The 20302-nt window shown below is 34.7% G+C and carries 15 protein-coding genes; 14 read left to right on the top strand and 1 reads right to left on the bottom strand.

Translation table 11 applies throughout. The annotated features are described in order from the left end of the window. Positions 1-5296 precede the first annotated feature (5296 nt). From tnpA to AACH31_RS10740, 8 genes are all read left to right on the top strand, one after another. A complete protein-coding gene (gene tnpA / locus AACH31_RS10775; protein ID WP_161832950.1) occupies positions 5297-5752 on the top strand; it encodes an IS200/IS605 family transposase in 456 nt (151 codons plus the stop codon). A gap of 264 nt (positions 5753-6016) precedes the next feature. Beyond that, positions 6017-7396, top strand: a complete 1380-nt coding sequence (gene tilS, locus AACH31_RS10770) for a tRNA lysidine(34) synthetase TilS (RefSeq protein WP_161832895.1) — start codon at positions 6017-6019, stop codon at positions 7394-7396. Continuing rightward, the gene (hpt, locus tag AACH31_RS10765) at positions 7380-7928 is read left to right on the top strand and encodes a hypoxanthine phosphoribosyltransferase (RefSeq protein ID WP_432766965.1); all 549 of its coding nucleotides are present in this window, start codon (positions 7380-7382) and stop codon (positions 7926-7928) included. The genes tilS and hpt overlap by 17 nt, the downstream gene beginning before the upstream one ends. 15 nt (positions 7929-7943) lie before the next feature. Beyond that, complete coding sequence (gene ftsH, locus AACH31_RS10760) at positions 7944-9965, top strand: ATP-dependent zinc metalloprotease FtsH (RefSeq protein WP_262951138.1); 2022 nt, start codon at positions 7944-7946, stop codon at positions 9963-9965. 401 nt (positions 9966-10366) lie between these two features. Next, the gene (gene hslO, locus AACH31_RS10755; protein ID WP_338617621.1) at positions 10367-11233 is read left to right on the top strand and encodes an Hsp33 family molecular chaperone HslO; all 867 of its coding nucleotides are present in this window, start codon (positions 10367-10369) and stop codon (positions 11231-11233) included. Between the two features lie 16 nt (positions 11234-11249). Beyond that, positions 11250-11552: a CAAX protease family protein gene (locus tag AACH31_RS10750; RefSeq protein ID WP_338617618.1), complete on the top strand. Its 303-nt coding sequence runs from the start codon at positions 11250-11252 to the stop codon at positions 11550-11552. 272 nt (positions 11553-11824) lie between these two features. Then, positions 11825-11953 (top strand): hypothetical protein, encoded by a 129-nt coding sequence (locus tag AACH31_RS10745; RefSeq protein ID WP_255421510.1) that lies wholly within the window; start codon positions 11825-11827, stop codon positions 11951-11953. Next, complete coding sequence (locus tag AACH31_RS10740; protein ID WP_161832891.1) at positions 11922-13205, top strand: alkaline phosphatase family protein; 1284 nt, start codon at positions 11922-11924, stop codon at positions 13203-13205. Before AACH31_RS10745 ends, AACH31_RS10740 begins: the two co-directional genes overlap by 32 nt. A 26-nt stretch (positions 13206-13231) precedes the next feature. On the opposite strand, the gene AACH31_RS10735 is transcribed toward AACH31_RS10740, so the two are convergent. After that, positions 13232-13600 carry a helix-turn-helix transcriptional regulator gene (locus tag AACH31_RS10735; RefSeq protein WP_338506666.1) on the bottom strand — a complete coding sequence of 123 codons (369 nt, stop codon included), beginning with the start codon at positions 13598-13600 and terminating at the stop codon, positions 13232-13234. Positions 13601-13781: 181 nt separating this feature from the next. Between AACH31_RS10735 and AACH31_RS10730 the strand changes: the two genes are divergently transcribed. From AACH31_RS10730 to AACH31_RS10705, 6 genes are all read left to right on the top strand, one after another. Continuing rightward, positions 13782-14738, top strand: a complete 957-nt coding sequence (locus tag AACH31_RS10730; RefSeq protein WP_161832889.1) for an ABC transporter permease — start codon at positions 13782-13784, stop codon at positions 14736-14738. Next, complete coding sequence (locus AACH31_RS10725) at positions 14725-15675, top strand: iron chelate uptake ABC transporter family permease subunit (protein ID WP_262951134.1); 951 nt, start codon at positions 14725-14727, stop codon at positions 15673-15675. Before AACH31_RS10730 ends, AACH31_RS10725 begins: the two co-directional genes overlap by 14 nt. Beyond that, a complete protein-coding gene (locus AACH31_RS10720) occupies positions 15672-16427 on the top strand; it encodes an iron ABC transporter ATP-binding protein (protein WP_338506668.1) in 756 nt (251 codons plus the stop codon). The genes AACH31_RS10725 and AACH31_RS10720 overlap by 4 nt, the downstream gene beginning before the upstream one ends. A gap of 36 nt (positions 16428-16463) precedes the next feature. Then, positions 16464-17429 carry a siderophore ABC transporter substrate-binding protein gene (locus tag AACH31_RS10715; RefSeq protein WP_161832886.1) on the top strand — a complete coding sequence of 322 codons (966 nt, stop codon included), beginning with the start codon at positions 16464-16466 and terminating at the stop codon, positions 17427-17429. Positions 17430-18006: 577 nt separating this feature from the next. Continuing rightward, positions 18007-19662 (top strand): hypothetical protein, encoded by a 1656-nt coding sequence (locus AACH31_RS10710; RefSeq protein WP_161832885.1) that lies wholly within the window; start codon positions 18007-18009, stop codon positions 19660-19662. A 50-nt stretch (positions 19663-19712) separates the two neighbouring features. Then, positions 19713-20270 carry a class D sortase gene (locus AACH31_RS10705; RefSeq protein ID WP_161832884.1) on the top strand — a complete coding sequence of 186 codons (558 nt, stop codon included), beginning with the start codon at positions 19713-19715 and terminating at the stop codon, positions 20268-20270. The last annotated feature ends 32 nt before the right edge of the window (positions 20271-20302 follow it).

Raw genomic sequence — 20302 nt, 5'->3', positions numbered from 1 at the left:
ACCCAAGTGTAAAAGAGATTAGATTAGAAGTAAGAATTGATAAAAGTGTAAACAAAGTTTAGTGTAGAAAACCGGGGTCGGAGCCGGTGAGGAACAAAAAGAGAAGTTTATGTAAAGTGTTAAAACAGAGATAAAAAGTTGTTTAAAAGAGGTAAATCAGGGTCAGAGCTGAATACCCAAGTGTAAAAGAGATTAGATTAGAAGTAAGAATTGGTAAAAGTGTAAACAAAGTTTAGTGTAGAAAACCGGGGTCGGAGCCGGTGAGGAACAAAAAGAGAAGTTTATGTAAAGTGTTAAAACAGAGATAAAAGATCTGTAAGGACTAAGTTCGAATGAAAAATATTTATGCCAATAAATAATAATCAAAAAATAAAGCTAATCAGAGTCAGAGTTGATTGGCGAGTCATAAGATTAAAAAACAAAGTGTGTGCGAAAAAGTGTGTGAGTGAAGCCAATCAGAGTCAGAGCTGGTTGGTAAGCAATAAGATTAAAAAACAAAGTGTGTGCAAAAAGTGTGTGAGTGAAGTCGATCAAAGTCAGAGTTGATTGGCGAGTCATAAGATTAAAAAACAAAGTGTGTGCGAAAAAGTGTGTGAGTGAAGTCAATCAAAGTCAGAGTTGATTGGCGGGAAATACGATTTAAAAATAAAGTGTGTGCGAAAAAAGTGTGTGAGTGAAGCCAATCAGAGTCAGATCTGATAGGTAAGTAGTAAGATTAAAAACAAATTATGTGCAAAAAAAGTGTGTGAGTAAAGTCGATCAGGGTCAGAGTTGATTGGCGAGAAATAAGATTTAAAAATAAAGTGTGTGCGAAAAAGTGTGTGAGTGAAGTCAATCAGAGTCAGAGCTGATAGGTAAGTAGTAAGATTAAAAACAAATTATGTGCAAAAAAAGTGTGTGAGTGAAGTCAATCAAGGTCAGAGTTGATTGATCAGTAATAAGAGTTAAAAACAAAGTGTGTGCAAAAAGTAGTGTGTGAGTAAAGTTAATCAAGGTCAGAGTTGATTGATCAGTAATAAGAGTTAAAAACAAAGTGTGTGCAAAAAGTAGTGTGTGAGTAAAGTTAATCAGAGTCAGAGCTGGTTAACCAGGAAGTTTTAAAATGTTTAAAATGAAGTCAGTTTATTTAGGAAAAGTGTGTGAGTAAAGTCGATCAGGGTCAGAGTTGATTGATCAGTAATAAGAGTTAAAAACAAAGTGTGTGCAAAAAGTAGTGTGTGAGTAAAGTTAATCAGAGTCAGAGCTGGTTAACCAGGAAGTTTTAAAATGTTTAAAATGAAGTCAGTTTATTTAGGAAAAGTGTGTGAGTAAAGTCGGTCAGGGTCAGAGTTGATTGGCGAGAAATAAGATTTAAAAATAAAGTGTGTGCGAAAAAGTGTGTGAGTGAAGTTAATCAGAGTCAGAGCTGGTTAACCAGGAAGTTTTAAAATGTTTAAAATGAAGTCAGTTTATTTAGGAAAAGTGTGTGCAAAAAGTGTGTGAGTGAAGTCGATCAAAGTCAGAGTTGATTGATCAGTAATAAGATTTAAAAACAAAGTGTGTGCGAAAAAAGTGTGTGAGTGAATTCAATCAGAGTCAGGGCTGGTTGGTAAGCAATAAGATTTAAAAACAAAGTGTGTGCGAAAAAGCGTGTGAGTGAAGTTAATCAGAGTCAGAGCTGGTTGGTAAGCAATAAGATTTAAGAAACAAAGTGTGTGTGAAAAAGTGTGTGAGCGAATTCAATCAGAGTCAGAGCTGGTTGGCGAGAAATAAGATTTAAAAACAAAGTGTGTGCGAAAAGTAGTGTGTGAGTGAAGTCGATCAAGGTCAGAGTTGATTGATCAGTAATAAGATTAAAAAACAAAGTGTGTGCAAAAAGTAGTGTATGACTAAAGTTAACCAAGGTCGGAGCTGGTTAACCGGGAAGTTTTAAAGTGTTTAAAATGAAGTCAGTTTATTTAAGAAAAGTGTGTGAATGAAATCAATAATATTCAAAATTGGTTGGTAAGCAATAAGATTTAGGAAACAAAGTGTGTGTGAAAAAGTGTGTGAGTGAAGTCAATCAGAGTCAGAGCTGGTTGGTAAGCAATAAGATTTAAGAAACAAAGTGTGTGTGAAAAAGTGTGTGAGCGAATTCAATCAGAGTCAGAGCTGGTTGGCGAGAAATAAGATTTAAAAACAAAGTGTGTGCGAAAAGTAGTGTGTGAGTGAAGTCGATCAAGGTCAGAGTTGATTGATCAGTAATAAGATTAAAAAACAAAGTGTGTGCAAAAAGTAGTGTATGACTAAAGTTAACCAAGGTCGGAGCTGGTTAACCGGGAAGTTTTAAAGTGTTTAAAATGAAGTCAGTTTATTTAAGAAAAGCGTGTGAATGAAATCAATAATATTCAAAATTGGTTGGTAAGCAATAAGATTTAGGAAACAAAGTGTGTGTGAAAAGTAGTGTGTGAGTGAAGCCAATCAGAGTCAGAGCTGATAGGTAAGTAAGAAATAAGATTAAAAAACAAAGTGTGTGCGAAAAAGCGTGTGAGTGAATTCAATCAGAGTCAGAGCTGGTTGGTAAGCAATAAGATTTAAGAAACAAAGTGTGTGTGAAAAAGTGTGTGAGCGAATTCAATCAGAGTCAGAGCTGGTTGGCGAGTAATAAGATTTAAAAACAAAGTGTGTGCGAAAAGTAGTGTGTGAGTGAAGTCGATCAAGGTCAGAGTTGATTGATCAGTAATAAGATTAAAAAACAAAGTGTGTGCAAAAAGTAGTGTATGACTAAAGTTAACCAAGGTCGGAGCTGGTTAACCGGGAAGTTTTAAAGTGTTTAAAATGAAGTCAGTTTATTTAAGAAAAGTGTGTGAATGAAATCAATAATATTCAAAATTGGTTGGTAAGCACTAAGATTTAAGAAACAAAGTGTGTGCGAAAAAGTGTGTGAGTAAAGTCGATCAGAGTCAGAGTTGATTGATCAGTAATAAGAGTTAAAAATAAAGTGTGTGCAAAAAGTAGTGTATGAGTGAAGTCGATCAAGGTCAGAGTTGATTGGCGAGAAATAAGAGTTAAAAACAAAGTGTGTGCAAAAAGTAGTGTATGACTAAAGTTAACCAAGGTCGGAGCTGGTTAACCAGGAAGTTTTAAAGTGTTTAAAATGAAGTCAGTTAGTTTAAGAAAAGTGTGTGAGTGAAGTCAATCAGAGTCAGAGCTGGTTAACCAGGAAGTTTTAAAATGTTTAAAATGAAGTCAGTTTATTTAGGAAAAGTGTGTGAGTAAAGTCGATCAGGGTCAGAGTTGATTGGCGAGTCATAAGATTTTAAAAAAGTATGTGCAAAAAAGGTTAACCAAGGTCGGAGCTGGTTAACCAGGAAGTTTTAAAATGTTTAAAATGAAGTCAGTTAGTTTAAGAAAAGTGTGTGAGTGAAGTCAATCAAGGTCAGAGTTGGTTGGTAAGCAATAAGATTTAAAAACAAAGTGTGTGCAAAAAAGTGTGTGAGTGAAGTCGATCAAGGTCAGAGTTGATTGGCGAGAAATAAGATTTAAAAACAAAGTGTGTGCAAAAAAGTGTGTGAGTAAAGTCGATCAGGGTCAGAGCTCATAGGTAAGCAATAATATTTAAAAACAAAGTGTGTGTGAAAAAGTAGTGTATGATTAAAGTTAACCAAGGTCGGAGCTGGTTAACCAGGAAGTTTTAAAGTGTTTAAAATGAAGTCAGTTAGTTTAAGAAAAGTGTGTGAATGAAATCAATAATATTCAAAATTGGTTGGTAAGCAATAAGATTTAAGAAACAAAGTGTGTGCGAAAAAAGTGTGTGAGTAAAGTCAATCAGAGTCAGAGTTGATTGATCAGTAATAAGAGTTAAAAATAAAGTGTGTGCAAAAAGTAGTGTGTGAGTGAATTCAATCAGAGTCAGAGCTGGTTGGTAAGCAATAAGATTTAAAAACAAAGTGTGTGCGAAAAAAGTGTGTGAGTGAAGTCAATCAGAGTCAGGGCTGGTTGGTAAGTAATAAGATTTAAGAAATAAAGTGTGTGCGAAAAAAGTGTGTGAGTGAAGTCAATCAGAGTCAGAGTTGATTGGTGAGTAATAGGATTAAAAAATGTGTGTGCGAAAAAGTGTGTGAGTAAAGTCGATCAGGGTTAGAGTTGATTGGCGAGTCATAAGATTTTAAAAAAGTATGTGCAAAAAAAGTTAACCAAGGTCGGAGCTGGTTAACCGGGAAGTTTCGAAATGTGTGCGAAAAGATGTGTAAATAAAGCCAATCGAGGTCAGGTTGGCTTGGAAGTTCTTTAATGTTAGTCCGTGTAAATTAGATTTACGAATCTAAAGGGACAAAACAGGCGATAAAAAGCTTTTTACAAGCGTTTAATGTGAAAATAACAGAAGCCATTTGAGACAGAAGGTTTATTAATTCGATATAGTAAAAGTGGCAGCCAATATGCTAGAAAAATGAAAGTGTATATTTGAATTAATAAATAACTGTTGCTGGAGTAAACTTCTTGGATAGATCTTTAATAAAACAGAAAAAGAGATTTAATAAGTGAATCGAAGTGTTTAGGAAGTATAAGAGTGCCTTTGATATTAGAGGGCCGTGTTCGGATAAGAGAAATAAAATGTGTAAAAAAAGAAATCGAAGTGTTTAGGAAGTATAAGAGTGCCTTTGATATTAGAGGGCCGTGTTCGGATAAGAGAAATAAAATGCGTTAAAAAAGAAATCGAAGTGTTTGGGAAGTATAAGAGTGCCTTTGGTATTAGAGGGCCGTGTTCGGATAAGAGAAATAAAATGTGTAAAAAAAGAAATCGAAGTGTTTGGGAAGTATAAGAGTGCCTTTAGTATTAGAGGGCCGTGTTCGGATAAGAGAAACAAAATGTGTTAAAAAAGAAATCGAAGTGTTTAGGAAGTATAAGAGTGCCTTTGGTATTAGAGGGCCGTGTTCGAGTTGACAATTAAATAAAATTTACGATAAGGATATCGTTTTTACTGGGTGCAGAGCCGCATTCGGTGATCCGTAAAATGAAGGATCAGGTTGAATCATTTAAAGTTTATTTTTAAAAGAATTAATACAATTATATGCGCAAATAGTTATATTTATTCTTCAATCAATTCCCCCTTTAGGGTGAGGATATATCATTAAAATTTTTATTACAGTGGCGATTAGATAATTTCTAATCGCTTTTTATTAGAGACTTTAGTCTGTTGAACACGCAAAGCGTGTGAAACATAAAACCACCCGCTATGCGGGTGGCGAATAAAAGTTTATAACTCCATTAAAAAATCACCTTTTTTCCTATAATAGAGTTGTTCAAGCTACTATTTTAGAAGAGAAGGTGATTTTTATGGCGAATCAAACAAATAGTTTATCGCACACAAAATGGATGTGCAAATACCATATTGTGTTTACTCCTAAGTATAGACGAAAAATAATATATAATCAATATAAAACAAGTATAAGAGATATTTTAAAACAACTTTGTGCCTATAAAGGAGTTGAAATTATTGAAGGGCATTTAATGCCAGATCATGTACATATGTTAGTAAGTATTCCACCTAAAATGAGTGTATCTAGTTTTATGGGATATTTGAAAGGAAAGAGTGCATTGATGATGTTTGATAAACATGCAAATTTGAAATACAAATTTGGAAATCGGCATTTTTGGGCAGAAGGATATTATGTCAGTACGGTTGGCCTAAATGAGGCAACGATAAGGAAATATATTCAGGATCAGGAAAAGCATGATATTGCGATGGATAAATTAAGTGTAAAAGAATATGAAGACCCCTTTAAGGGGTAGCCAGTAGAACGAACACTCCTTTAGGGGTGAGCAAAGGTGGCAATGGCAAGTAGCTTGAACAAAGTGAAAGCTAGCGCCTTGAGACGCTAGCCGGTAATCAGGGCTTATAGCCCTGGAGAAAACTACCCGTTTGACGGGTAGTTTTTATTATTGGCATTCCATAATGGATAAAAAGTGTATGAAACTTGTAATGACACTTTTTTTTTATTTTAAAAGAGATATAATAAAAAATAAGATTTTGTTGTATAAGGAGTTTGACATTTAATGCAAAAGGTCGTATTAGAGACGATAAAAAAATATGATTTATTTGACCAAAGGGAGCGGGTCATCGTGGCCGTATCTGGAGGGGCAGATTCGATGGCACTGCTTCATTTTTTAAAGCATTACGCTACTAATTATCAACTATCCTTAGTAGTTGCGCATGTGAATCATAAGAAAAGAAAAAATGCTGATTTAGACGAGTTATTAGTCCAAAAGATTGCAACTAACTATCAATTACCGTATGAGGTTTATTATTTACCCCCGGGGGGGACAACGGAAAACTTTCATGAATACGCTCGAAAAGAACGTTATAATTTTTTTAGATCAGTCGCTAAGAAGTATGGAGCGGATTGTTTAGTAACAGCCCATCATGCCGATGATCAACTGGAGACACAAATTCAACGATTGTTGTATTTCGAAAGTCCCAATGGGCTTATAGGGATTAAGGCTAAAAGGGTTAGTCAACATTTAAAAGTGGTTCGTCCGTTAATCCGTGTTACTAAAAAACAGATTTATGGGTATTGTGAACGGGAGGGGGTTAAATTCCGTGAGGATGAATCTAATCAAAGTGATGTCTATACGAGAAACCGTATTCGTAAGTATATTGTTCCCGAACTCGTAAAGGAAAGCCCATCTGTATATGAACATTTGAATGTTATAGGTGAGCAGTTAAATGATGATGAAATATATTTTAGTCAACAAGTTGATGAACTAATGGAGAATACATATCGACAAGGTAACGATGTTTGGCTTTCTCGTCGTTTTATTCAACAGTTGCCTCCAAGTTTATCGAGACGTTTAATCAAGCGAATTTTGCAACAGTTTGTAATTAAAGATATTCAACATATTCATATTGAAAAAGTTTTAGAACTTATAAGAAATCCTAAGCCTAATTTAACCTTATTTTTACCGCATCAGATTCGCTGTATTGTGGCCTATGATAAGGTTAGTTTTTCTAAAGATATGACTAGTTCAGAGGAATACGAGTTTACGCTATCCCTTAATGATAGTGTTGTGTTGCCTAATGGAGATATTCTGAAAGTAAGCGAGAACAAAGTCGATGAAAAACCGGAAAAATTTTGCATTAACGAAGTCCATTTGTGTTATAATGAAATAGAATTGCCGTTAAAAGTTCGTACTCGTCAACCCGGAGATCGTATTCAATTAATGAATGGATCAGGTTCGAAAAAGATTAAGGAAATAATGATAGAGGGTAAGGTTCCTCGGTTATTGAGGGACACATGGCCTATTGTGGTTGATTCAAATGATAAGATTCTTTGGGTACCACTTTTGAAAAAATCGGCATTTTGTTGCCATAAGTCAAATGGTAAAACAATGACAATTGTTTATAAACATCGCGGAGGGAATGAAGAAGATGCGTAACGATATTAAAGAAATTTTATTTACTACTGAACAAATTGAAGAGAAGGCAGCACAATTAGCAAAAGAGTTAGAAGTTGATTATGCAGGCAAGAAACCTATTTTATTAGGCTTATTAAAAGGATCAATCCCATTTATTGGAGATTTAATGAAGCATATGAATATGCCGATTCAAATTGAGTTTATGGATGTATCAAGCTATCATGGTGGAACAACTTCTTCTGGACAGGTAAAAATTTTAAAGGATTTAGACATTTCAGTGGAAAATCGTCATATCATTATTGTAGAGGATATCGTAGATACAGGGTTCACATTAACAAAAGTGATAGCATTATTAAAACATCGAGGTGCTGCTTCGGTTGAGGTTGTTACAATGCTTGATAAACCTGAAGGGCGTGTCGTTGAGATGGAGCCAAAATATATTGGATTTACAATTCCTAAGGCATTCGTTGTAGGATACGGGTTAGACTATGATGAATATTATCGTAACTTACCGTATGTAGGTATTCTTAAAGAGGAAGTTTACATGAAATAAGAAAGGGGTGCTACAATGCCGCCAATTAATCCAAAAGATAAGATTAATAGTTTCAAAAAGCAAAATAGCTTTAAGAAAAAAGGTCCGCAAAGTATTGGAATCTATTTTCTATTGTTTATTATCGTTTTAGGTTTATATGGGTTCATTTTCATGGAGCCACAACAGCCGGTGATTGAACAACCAACCTATAATGAATTTATTAGCAATATTGAAAATGGAAATGTTATTTCCATGGAGGCCCGTCCGGTTGACGGTGAGGATAATAAAAACTTGTGGAATATTTCAGGTAAAATGAAGGTTGAAGAAAAAGAGGTTCCATATACGATTGTAGTAGCTGACAAGTCATATGAGAAAATTAGTAATTTAGCACTTGAAAAGGATGTTAAATTAGAGAATACTGTGGCTTCAACGATTGGTAAGGTATGGAGTTTCTTATCTTATGCTATTTTAACTGTCTTATTCTTAGGTGTAATCATGTTCATGTTTAGATCAGCTCAGCGAGGGAATAATAAAGCCTTTGATTTCGGTAAAAGCCGTGCTAAGTTATCTAAACAGGAAGGAATTTCATTTGATGATGTAGCCGGAAATGATGAAGAAAAAGAGGAGTTAGTAGAGGTTGTTGACTTCCTTAAAAACCCGGCTAAGTATAATGAAATGGGTGCACGTGTTCCAAAAGGTATTCTTTTAGTAGGACCTCCTGGAACGGGGAAAACATTACTTGCCCGAGCGGTAGCTGGTGAGGCAGGAGTTCCATTCTATTCGATTTCAGGTTCTGATTTCGTAGAAATGTTTGTAGGGGTAGGGGCGAGTCGCGTTCGTGACATGTTCCAAACTGCCAAAAAAACAGCACCATGTATTATTTTTATTGATGAAATTGATGCGGTAGGGCGTCAACGTGGAGCCGGAATGGGTGGCGGACACGATGAACGTGAGCAGACGTTAAATCAATTGCTTGTAGAAATGGATGGATTCGGTCCAAATTCAGGAATTATTGTTATGGCTGCAACTAACCGTCCAGATGTATTGGATCCCGCTTTATTAAGACCTGGACGATTTGACCGCCAGATTACAATTGGTCGTCCAGATGTTAAAGGTCGTGAGGCAATCTTAAAAGTTCATTCACGTAATAAACGTTTGGCTCCAGAAGTTCGTCTAGAAGATATTGCTCGCCGAACTCCAGGATTTAGTGGTGCGGATTTAGAAAATTTATTAAATGAATCAGCTTTATTAGCGGCTCGTGAAAATCGTAAGCAGATTAAAATGCATGATATTGATGAAGCAACGGATCGTGTTATGATGGGGCCAGCTAAAAAATCAAAAGTATTCTCTAAAAAAGAACGTCGCGTTGTTGCTTATCACGAGGCAGGACATGCGGTTGTTGGTATTAAGTTAGAGAATGCAGAAGTTGTTCATAAGGTTACAATTATTCCACGTGGTGAAGCTGGTGGATACGCCTTAATGTTACCGGAAGAAGAAACATTCTTACAAACAAAACAAGACCTGTTAGATCGCATTACTGGTTTATTAGCAGGTCGTGTGTCAGAAGAGATTACGTTCCATGAGGTAACGACAGGGGCACATAATGATTTCCAAAAGGCTACAGGAATTGCACGTGCGATGGTAACTGAATATGGAATGAGTGACTTAGGACCTATTCAATACGAACAACGTAGCGGAAATGTTTTCTTAGGCCGTGATTATAATAAAGATAAGAATTTCTCGGATCATTTGGCTAGACAAATTGATGAGCAAGTTCAAAAAATTATTAGTTCATGTTATGATCGTTGCCGACAAGTTTTATTATCAAATCAGGATTTGGTGAAGTTAATCGCCGAAACCTTATTAGAATATGAAACGTTAACAAAAGAACAAATCGATGAGTTAGTTGAAAAAGGTAGACTAGAAGAAACTGCTTATAATGTTAATTCTGAAAAAGAAAGTGCTAAGCAAAATAAGTTTAAATTAGTCCGCGATAGTAACTATAAATTAAAATCAACTTTAACTTTATCGAATGATAAATTACCTGTTATTGATTAAAAAAACACTCTTTTATTAAGAGTGTTTTTTTTAGGCGTTGTGAATAGAGAACTAAGAGGGTTCGTCTCACCCTAAATAAGTATAATCTCACTCACCGGAAAGATAAGATATGAGCGGCACTAATGTATTAAAAATTTTAAGTATCACTTTTATTAGTCGTGTTTATTGTAAGTTTAAATTCGGGGTTTACTCATAGGGGAAACTCTTTTTCTTCAGATGTATTTGAGGAAAGGAATTATTAAATATCGTATAATAAGCATAATATAGGGGGAATAGCCTAGTTTTGATTAGGTGGAACATTAATTTAACTTTCCAAAATGATTTTCTTCATGTAAAATGGCTAATATAAGTTATATTTAAAAATTTCCTAAGCAATAATTATTGATCAGGAGGAATTGTCAATGAAAGATTATTTAGTTAAAGCATTAGCGTTTGACGATCAAATTCGTGCATTTGCTGTTAGTTCAACTCATTTAGTTGAAGAAGCACGTCGACGTCATGGATGTTGGCCAACTGCAGCAGCAGCGTTAGGAAGAACACTAACGGTTGGAGCAATGATGGGAAGCCAACTAAAAGGTGATGAAAAAATTACTATTCGTATTAACGGTAATGGACCGATTGGATCTATTATCGTAGACGCTGATTCAAAAGGTTGTGTAAGAGGATACGCATCTAACCCTGAGGTTCATTTTCAATACGATTCTGGAAAGTTAAATGTAGGAATGGCTGTTGGTACTGATGGGCAACTTTCAGTAACTAAGGATTTAGGGTTAAAAGATTATTTTACTGGGCAGGTTCCATTACAGACAGGAGAAATCGGTGACGATTTTACGTATTATTATGCAGTTTCAGAGCAGGTTCCTTCTGCAGTAGGGGTTGGTGTGCTTGTTGAACCAGATAATTCGGTTCGTGCGGCGGGAGGATTTATCCTTCAAGTCATGCCAGGGGCAACAGAAGAAACATTGACTAAATTAGAAACAGCATTGTCTACGATTAAACCAGTTTCTACAATGATTGATGAGGGATATACACCTGAAAAAATGTTAGAGGCTATATTTGGTGAGGAAGTTCGTATATTAGAACATCAAGAAGTTCGCTTTGAATGTAATTGCTCAAAGGAAAGATTTGAGAGTGGAATTATGAGTTTAGGGAATGATGAAATTCAGGCAATGATTGATGAAGATAATGGCGCTGAGGCTGTTTGCTACTTCTGTATGGAACGCCACCATTTTACGGCAGAGGAATTAGAAAAGTTAAAAACAAAATAATAAAGGATGAAATGTAATGGGGCAATACAATGAACCTGTAGAGGTTGTGGATGCAGAGATTATTAGTGATGGAAGTGATCATTCACAGAAAGATTATTGGCGTGACCAATTGAAAGAGGAATTAAGGGCAGAACTTCGAGAGGACTATCGTCATCAATTTCGAAAGAGCGCCTTAACAACTCTAGGTAAAAGCTACAATTTAGGAATGATGATTGCTGTCGTGGTTTCTTTTAATTCAAACCATTCTATTTTATGGGCGATTATTCACGGTTTATTAGGATGGTTTTATGTTATTTATAAAATCATGTTTGGATATTAATAAGAAAAGGAAGTCCCTTAATATTAGTTAAGGGGCTTCCTTTTACATAGGATATAAATCATTTATTAAATTTTTAAAATTTTTAGGCTCAGATAATTGGATATTACAGTCGGTGTTATTACTTGTTGATTGAGGTGTATCGTCTGATGCGTTGGTTAATAGACTGATAAGAATAAGTAATAGGGTGAATAATAGAAGAATAGTGTTCATGACCTTCAAAGGTATCTCCCCCATTCTAATCTTTCTATTTTAGTTTATGCAGGATGAGAGAGATGTGTGACGTTAAAGATTGGACAATTTTAAGTTTTTATGCCATTATTGTAGTTGAACAGATATTGTATAAAGCAACAGGAAAAGTGAGTGATTATAATGAAAAGAAGGTTATTGCTAATCTCATTTGACGCAATGATTGGAAAAGATATTGAAATATTAAAAAAACTACCTACTTTTTCTCCGATTTTAGAGAAAGCCTCTATTGTAAAATCGGTAGAGACAGTTTATCCTTCAATGACGTATACTGCACATGCGTCTATTGTTTCAGGAACATATCCACAAAAACATGGAGTTATTACTAATGAGGTGTTTACTCCGCTAGTTAAAAATGCACCATGGTATGAGCGACGCGATCAAAATAAAGCTCAGATTCTTCCGGAATTAGCCAATGAAAATGGATATAAAGTATTTATTAATAGTTGGCCAACTTTAATTGGTGCCGATGTGGATTATGTTGTTCAACGTGCCGGAATTCATTATCCAAAAGAAGAGCAAGAATTTGAAATCCGTAAAAATTCAAATGATGTGTTAACGCAGGAAATGTGGGATTATTGTGCGGAGGCTTGGACGTTACCAAATTATTATTCGACAGATAAGTTTTCAGCATTAGCCTCAAAATATGTGATTAATCGTTATCAACCTGAGGTTATCCTAATGCACATGACATTGCCGGATCACTATCGTCATTCATACGGTGTTTTTTCAGAAAAATTAGTAGATGCATATAAGTACTTGGATGACATGTTAGCGATTGTGGTAGATGAATTAAAGGCTCAAGGGGTTTATGAACAGACAACATTTGTATTCTGTTCCGATCATGGACAATTAGATATCGATATGAGTATAAATCCTAATAAATTACTAATTGAAAACGGATTATTAAGTTTAGATGAAAATGGTGATATTGTTGATTGGAAGGCATACATTCAATCAAGTGCCATCTCAGCCCATGTTTACCTAAAAGATAAGAATGATAAGGAATTAGAAGAGAAGGTCTATAGACTATTAAATGAGAATCGTGAGTTATTGCATATTGAACATATATTTACACGTGAACAAGTTAAAGAGACTTATCATTTAGACGGGGATTTTACATTCGTTTTAGAGGCGAAAGATGGGGCATCATTTGGTTTCAATCTCCAAGCTGACTATCAAAATCCAATTATGAATAACGATTACCGGGTAAGTCGTGGAACACACGGACATATTCCAAGCAAGGGAGAGCAACCGTGTTTAATTTTAAGCGGTCCTGGAATTATACCTAGAAAAGAAATTTCAGTTGCTAAAGTCGTTGATATTGCTCCAACATGTGCGGCAATTTTAGGATTTAAAATGAATGAGGCAGATGGTAGAATTCTGCGAGAACTTTTAATAGATTAATAAAAAGAGCGTAAACAAATGGATGTTTACGCTCTTTTATTTTGATGGGCGAGTCGTCTATATTCGAGTGGTGTCATTCCTGTTAACTTTTTAAATGACATATTAAAGTAATTCTGATTATTGAACCCTACGGTTAACGCAATTGTAAGTGTAGAAAGATTACTATTTGTTAAAAGGAGCTTGCTCTTTTCAACGCGAACTTCTCTGACTATTTGGGTGAATGTCATTCCTGTTTCCTTTTTTAGAACTGAGCAGAAGTAACATTTGTTTAAATTAAAGTGACGGGCAACATCGTCTAATTTTAACGTCGTGGAAAACCGTTTCTCTATGTACTGATACACTTGATGACCATATGTACTGTCTGTGCTATGATTAATTAACTCTGTATGATGCATGTTTAATCCCCCTAATAACGTCGATAAAATGTGATTGAAAAATAAAAGTTATAACTAGCGATTATGTATAAATAATGGTATACTATAAATAGATCTTTTGATAACGATTATCAATTTCAATGTGTGAATTATATCATAAAGGATATAAATAGTAAATGTTAATTTAGGAAGAGGGGAGTATATGAGGAAGAGGTATTTAATCATTTTATTAGGAGTGCTATCGGTTATTTCTGTTTTTATAGGTGCAAGCGACGTAACGTTATCCTCCATTTTGAACGGAGATTCTCAACAATTATATATCCTTTTTATTAGTCGTATTCCACGTCTATTGAGTGTTTGTGTGACCGGGGTTGGAATGGGGATTTGCGGTTTAATTATGCAACAATTAACAAGGAATAAGTTTGTTTCTCCGACAACGGCGGCTACAATGGATTTTGCTAAACTCGGAATGTTAATTGCGATGGTCTTTTTTGCCGGGGCATCACTGGTTCATAAAATGGTGTTTGCCTTTATTTGTTCATTGCTAGGGACATTTCTCTTTATGGGAATTATGAAGCAAGTAAAGTTCCGAAATTCCTTGTTTATTCCTTTAATCGGGATGATGCTTGGAAATGTTGTGAATTCAATTACTAGCTTTATTGCTTATCAGTTCGATTTAGTTCAAAATATTTCGTCTTGGGCTCAAGGGGATTTTACGAATATTATGAAAGGAAATTATGAACTGTTATATCTTAGTATTCCTTTGGTTTTTATTGCGTTTCTGTATGCCAATAAATTTACGATTGCAGGAATGGGAGAAGATTTTTCAGCAAATTTAGGTTTAAATCATAAGTGGGTAGTAAACGTTGGATTAACAATTATTGCTCTGATTACATCTGTGATTATTATTACGGTTGGATCGATCCCGTTTATTGGATTAATTGTTCCTAATGTGGTGTCGATGTATTTAGGAGATAATTTAAAACGTGGTCTCTGGCATACAGCTTTGATGGGAGCCTTATTTCTATTAGCCTGTGATGTGATTGGACGAATCGTTATATATCCATACGAAGTTTCTATCGGTTTAACCGTTGGGGTTATCGGAAGTATAATCTTCTTATACATGCTGATGAGGAGGGGTTCAAATGCGTCGGCATAAGGTATTGATTATTTTAATTGTTTTAGTTGTTGTTAGTAGTTTCTTGTTTTTGATGTATGGATTAAATCCAAACTCTTATCAATATGCTTTATCTTTAAGGGTACCGAAACTAATAGCTATTGCTCTCACGGGAAGTGGGATTGCACTTTCTTCAGTTATTTTTCAAACCGTAACGAATAACAGAATATTAACGCCAAGTGTATTGGGCTTAGATTCTTTATATAACTTGTTCCAAACGTTAATTGTTTTTGTTTTTGGGTCACTAAATATTGCACTTGCAGGGTCTAATATTAACTTTTTATTCTCTGCTGCATTGATGATTATTTTTTCATTATTCCTTTTTAAAATGATGTTTAAAAGAGAAGGGACGAACTTATTCTTTCTTTTAATGGTTGGAATGGTTTTCGGGACATTATTCAGTAGTCTGTCTTCTTTTATGCAAATGGTAATGGATCCGAATGAATTTCTCATTGTTCAAAATAAAATGTTTGCAAGTTTTAATAATGTTCAGTCTTCCCTGTTAATGATTTCAATTATTATAGTAAGTGTTGCAATTGGATGCATTTGTAAAGATTTTAAAAAGTTAGATGTTATGTCATTAGGAAAAGAGCAAGCCGTTAATCTTGGAATTAACTATGACTATATGGTAAAAAAAATCTTAATTATCGTGTCAATTCTAGTCTCTGTTTCTACTGCACTTGTAGGACCTATTACTTTTCTTGGTATCTTAGTAACCAACTTGGCTTATCAGTTGGTGAAGGATTATCGTCATAGCGTAATAGTTCCTACTGCTATTCTTTTAAGTTTAGCAGCGCTGATTGGTGGACAGTTTTTAGTGGAAAGAGTCTTTCACTTTAGTACAACGGTAGGGGTAATTATTAATTTTATAGGTGGTTTATATTTTATTTACATCTTATTAAAGGAGGAGCGTGCATGATTGAGGTTAAAGGAATTTCGAAAAAGTATAGCTCAAAGCCGGTTGTGAATGATGTTTCTTTTTGCATAAAAAAAGGAAAAATTACGTCATTTATTGGACCTAATGGGGCTGGGAAAAGTACGGTTCTTGGGATGATGAGTCGCCTACTCAAAATGGATGCGGGTGAAGTATTTATTGAAGGAAAAGAAATCTCCCATTGGAACACAAAGGAACTTTCTAAGGTAATAGGTATTTTAAAACAGAGTAATCATTTAAATGTCCGCTTAAGTGTAAGGGATTTAGTTTCATTTGGTCGCTTTCCACATAGCCAGGGTAATTTAACTCAGGAAGATATCAACAAAATTGATGAAGCGATTGATTATATGAAATTAGGAGATATCCAACATAAATTTTTGGATGAGTTGAGTGGTGGTCAGAGACAACGTGCATTCATTGGAATGGTTTTGGCACAAGATACGGATTATATCTTTTTAGATGAACCGTTGAATAATTTAGATATGAAGCATAGTGTGCAGATTATGAAAATATTACGCAAGATTACCGATGAATTAGGAAAAACAGTTGTTATGGTGATCCATGATATTAATTTTGCCTCTTGTTACTCTGATGAAATTATCGCTCTAAAGGAGGGTGAGGTTGTCATATCAGGAACTAGAGATGAAATTATGAAGGAATCGATATTAAGTAAGTTATATGAAATGGAATTTAATGTTCAAAAGATTAATAATAAAAAAATATGTGTTTATTATTAGTTTAAAATATATTAAGGAAAAGGTGGAAAATAAAAAATGAAGATTAGGCTTAAGAAGTTATTTATGAATGTTATTGCAGGAATAGGGGTTGTATCATTAGTGGCGTGCTCACAGCCCGTTGATCAAGAAGCAAAAGATCCTAAGGAAACTGAGAAACAAACAGTAGAAGTTACCCATGAGTACGGAAAGACGGTTGTTGAAAAAAATCCTAAAAACATCGTTGTATTTGATTTTGGTATTTTAGATGCGTTGGATTATATGGGGGTAGAAGTTAAAGGATTACCTAAATCGGGTGCTATTCCTAGTCATTTATCAAAATTTGAATCGGATGAATATGTGAATGTTGGAGGATTAAAGGAACCAGATTTAGAAAAAATCTATGAAATGAATCCAGGGTTAATTATTATCTCAGGGCGTCAGGCAGACTACTACGAAGAATTAAGCAAAATTGCGCCAACGCTTTACATGGGATTAGATAGTGAAGATTATTTAGCCTCTTTTGAAAAAAACATGAAGGTACTTGCCGATATTTTTGATAAAACAGATATTGTTGAAAAGGGATTAGCTGAGGTTAACGAAAAAATTGAGGATTTGAATAAGAAAGTAAGTGAGCAAGGATTAAATGCTTTAGTTGTTTTAACAAATGAGGGAGCAGTTAGTGCTTATGGTGCTAATTCACGCTTTGGAATGATTCATCAAAATTTCGGATTTAAAGAAGCAGATGAAAACTTAGGAGAATCTTCGACACATGGTTCAAAAGTATCTTTTGAATATATCTCAAATATAAATCCTAATTACTTATTTGTTATTGACCGAGGTGCTGTTGTTGGTGGAGATTCAAATGCCCAAGGTACACTTGATAATGAGTTAATTAATTCAACAAGTGCCGCTCAAAATAATAATATTGTTTATTTAGATGCTGCTATTTGGTACACAGCAACAGGTGGATTTAATTCAACAATTAAAATGGTAGATGAGGTATTAGGGGCAATCGAGAAGTAAATCAATAAGAGGTAGATTAAGTCTACCTCTTATTGATGTATATATAAAAAAATCACAAAGTTTTTGTTTTTTTTCACAATAATGAATATTTTTATAGTATAATATTAATTGTTAAGAATATTAGGGTAGTGTGAAAAATAGATTTATAAATATTATTGATATATGACTTTAAATAACTTATCACGATGATATTTATTTAATAAATTAGTTTTGTACTCCTCAAATAAAATAAAACTAACATTAAGCCCGTCAAATTTAAAATGACAAATCTAAAAGACACTAAAATCATAGCACTATCTATATAATTAAATTCTTAACCCCAAACCAGCGATCGCTGGTTTTTTTTAGTTTCTCCTATTAGGATTAGAATCTAGATGAAGTAGGTTTATTAGCGGGATGATTGGTTAGGGATTAGTGTAGATTTTAAAAATGGATGTCAGATTTTTTTGTTAATTCTCTTATTTTAGATTTTTCAATTGGATGCGTAAATAATACTAAAGAAGAATTTACCTAAACTATGGTATTGGTGAATGCTCTTTGGTATAATAGGCTCATTATATGAGAGGGAGTGAGTTAAGTGAAGAGGTTAAAGAATATTTTAGTTACCGTTATCCCTTTGGTAATTTTATTTTTTATAGCGGACTATATCTTGCTAGTTCCTTTAAATGTTAAGTTTGAAGAGGGATTTAATTTATTTTTTGGTCTAGCTATTATTGTATGCATTGCATATTTTTACGAAGATGTTCGTTATATCTTTCAGGATGCGGTCAAGGGAAAACCGATTCATTTCCCGGGTAAAAAGGTTAAAGGATGTGTCATTCTGTTATTGCTCATTTATTTGGGATATCAGGTATCATCTCTGCCACTTTTTTTAAGTCAACAATATCGAAATCTGATTGGGGATATTGAGACGAAAGAGTTTGAACAGGAAATACCTGAAATGGATTTAAAAAAGATTCCTACTGTCGATGAGGCCTACGCTAGACGACTAGGGGATAAAAAGCTAGGCGAAGACGTCGGATTGGGATCACAGGTTTATGTAGGTGATTATACACTGATTAGTATAAAGGATTCTTTATACTGGGTTGCCCCGCTTGAACATATCGATATTATTAAATGGTTTACTAATAGAGAGGGAACACCAGGGTACATTATGGTTTCAGCTACAGATGCCCAAGATGTACGATTAGTACAAGAAGATTCAAAGGGAAATCCAATTAACTTGAAGTATCTACCTTCAGCCTATTTTAATCAAGATATACGTCGTAAAGTTTATTTTGAGGGGAATATGTTTAGTGGATTAACCGATTATTCATTTGAATTAGATGATAGTGGACGTCCATACTGGGTGGTGACTACTTACACCAAAAAGGTTGGAATTCATGGGGGATCAGATGCAACAGGGGTTGTTGTTGTAGATGCACAAACCGGTGAAACCAATAAATATTCTGTAGAAGATGCCCCAAAATGGATCGATCGAATTCAACCACAATCCTTTGTTATCAATCAAATAAATGACTGGGGATGGTACAAAAACGGCTTTATGAATACTTTATTTGCTAAAAAGGATATCATTCAAACGACGCCAGGAACTAATTACATGTTTATTGATGGTGAATGGTATTTTTATACAGGAATGACTTCATCGGGATCGGATGAATCAACAGTAGGGTTTATGTTATCTAACACTCGAACAAAGGAAACAACTTTCTATAAAATAGCAGGGGCAACTGAAACTGCTGCTATGAAATCCGCTGAAGGAAAGGTGCAACATTTAGGATATGAGGCTAGTTTTCCTGTCTTGTTAAATATTGAAAATGAGCCTACATATTTTACGACTTTAAAGGATAACCAGGGCTTGGTGAAACAATATGCTTTTGTTAATGTGAAAGATTATTCAAAGGTAGGGACAGGAGAAACTTTGGATGAGGCTAGAACGAACTATGCAAAATTAGTATTTGGAACTCAAGGAAGTTTATTAGACTCATCACTTGGAGAACATAAGACTATAGAAGCAACAATTGAGCGAATAGGGACAAGTCAAACGGATGGAAATACCTATTATACGATTCTTTTAAAGGAGCATCCTGAATTGTTATTAATGGGATCTGGAACGATATCGGCAGAACTTCCAATTAGTTATGAAGGCGATCCAGTAAAAATTGAGTATATTGATGGAAAGAATAAAACGAAGACTATTGTCACGTTTGACAATTTGAAGTTTAATCAATAATAAAAGAGAAACTTTTGTTTCTCTTTTATTATATAGAGGAGGGATGAGTATTGAGAAAATGGGTCTCTGCCGTACTCATAGTTTTGGGAACATTGTGTTGTGTATATGCTGTATATCCAATTTTAGAAGTTCATCAGGGGATAAACATGGCCTTAGACAAGTGGGAGGATGTCAAAGAGGATAAAACACCAGAAGAGGAAAAAGCGGAGCGCGCGGATGGAATTATTGGAATTTTACAATTAGGTAATAATGAAAAAAAAATTCCCATCCATGTAGGAACAACTGATAAGGAATTAAGTCAGGGAATAGGGTTAGATGAATTAACGGTTCTTCCGGGTGCTATAGGAAACTCTGTTCTATATGGGCATAGGGAGAATGTGCTATGGGAATTAAAAGATATTGAGGTGGGTGACCACATTACGATTCAGGGGGTAGAGAGTACGTTGGTGTTTGAAGTTAAAGAAATTCAGATTGTGGATCCATACGATCCATATATTTATGAAAAGTCTCAGGAGCCGACCATTACACTTGTTACATGTTATCCTTTCATTTATATGGGACCTACGCCGCAACGCTTTGTTGTTAGAGCGCAATTGAAAAGCATATAAAATAAAAAAACATCGGGCGATATGACCCGATG

Source organism: Turicibacter faecis, from assembly GCF_037076425.1.
Taxonomy (GTDB): Bacteria; Bacillota_I; Bacilli_A; order MOL361; family Turicibacteraceae; genus Turicibacter; species Turicibacter faecis.
This window is presented reverse-complemented; position numbering and strand designations above follow the sequence as displayed.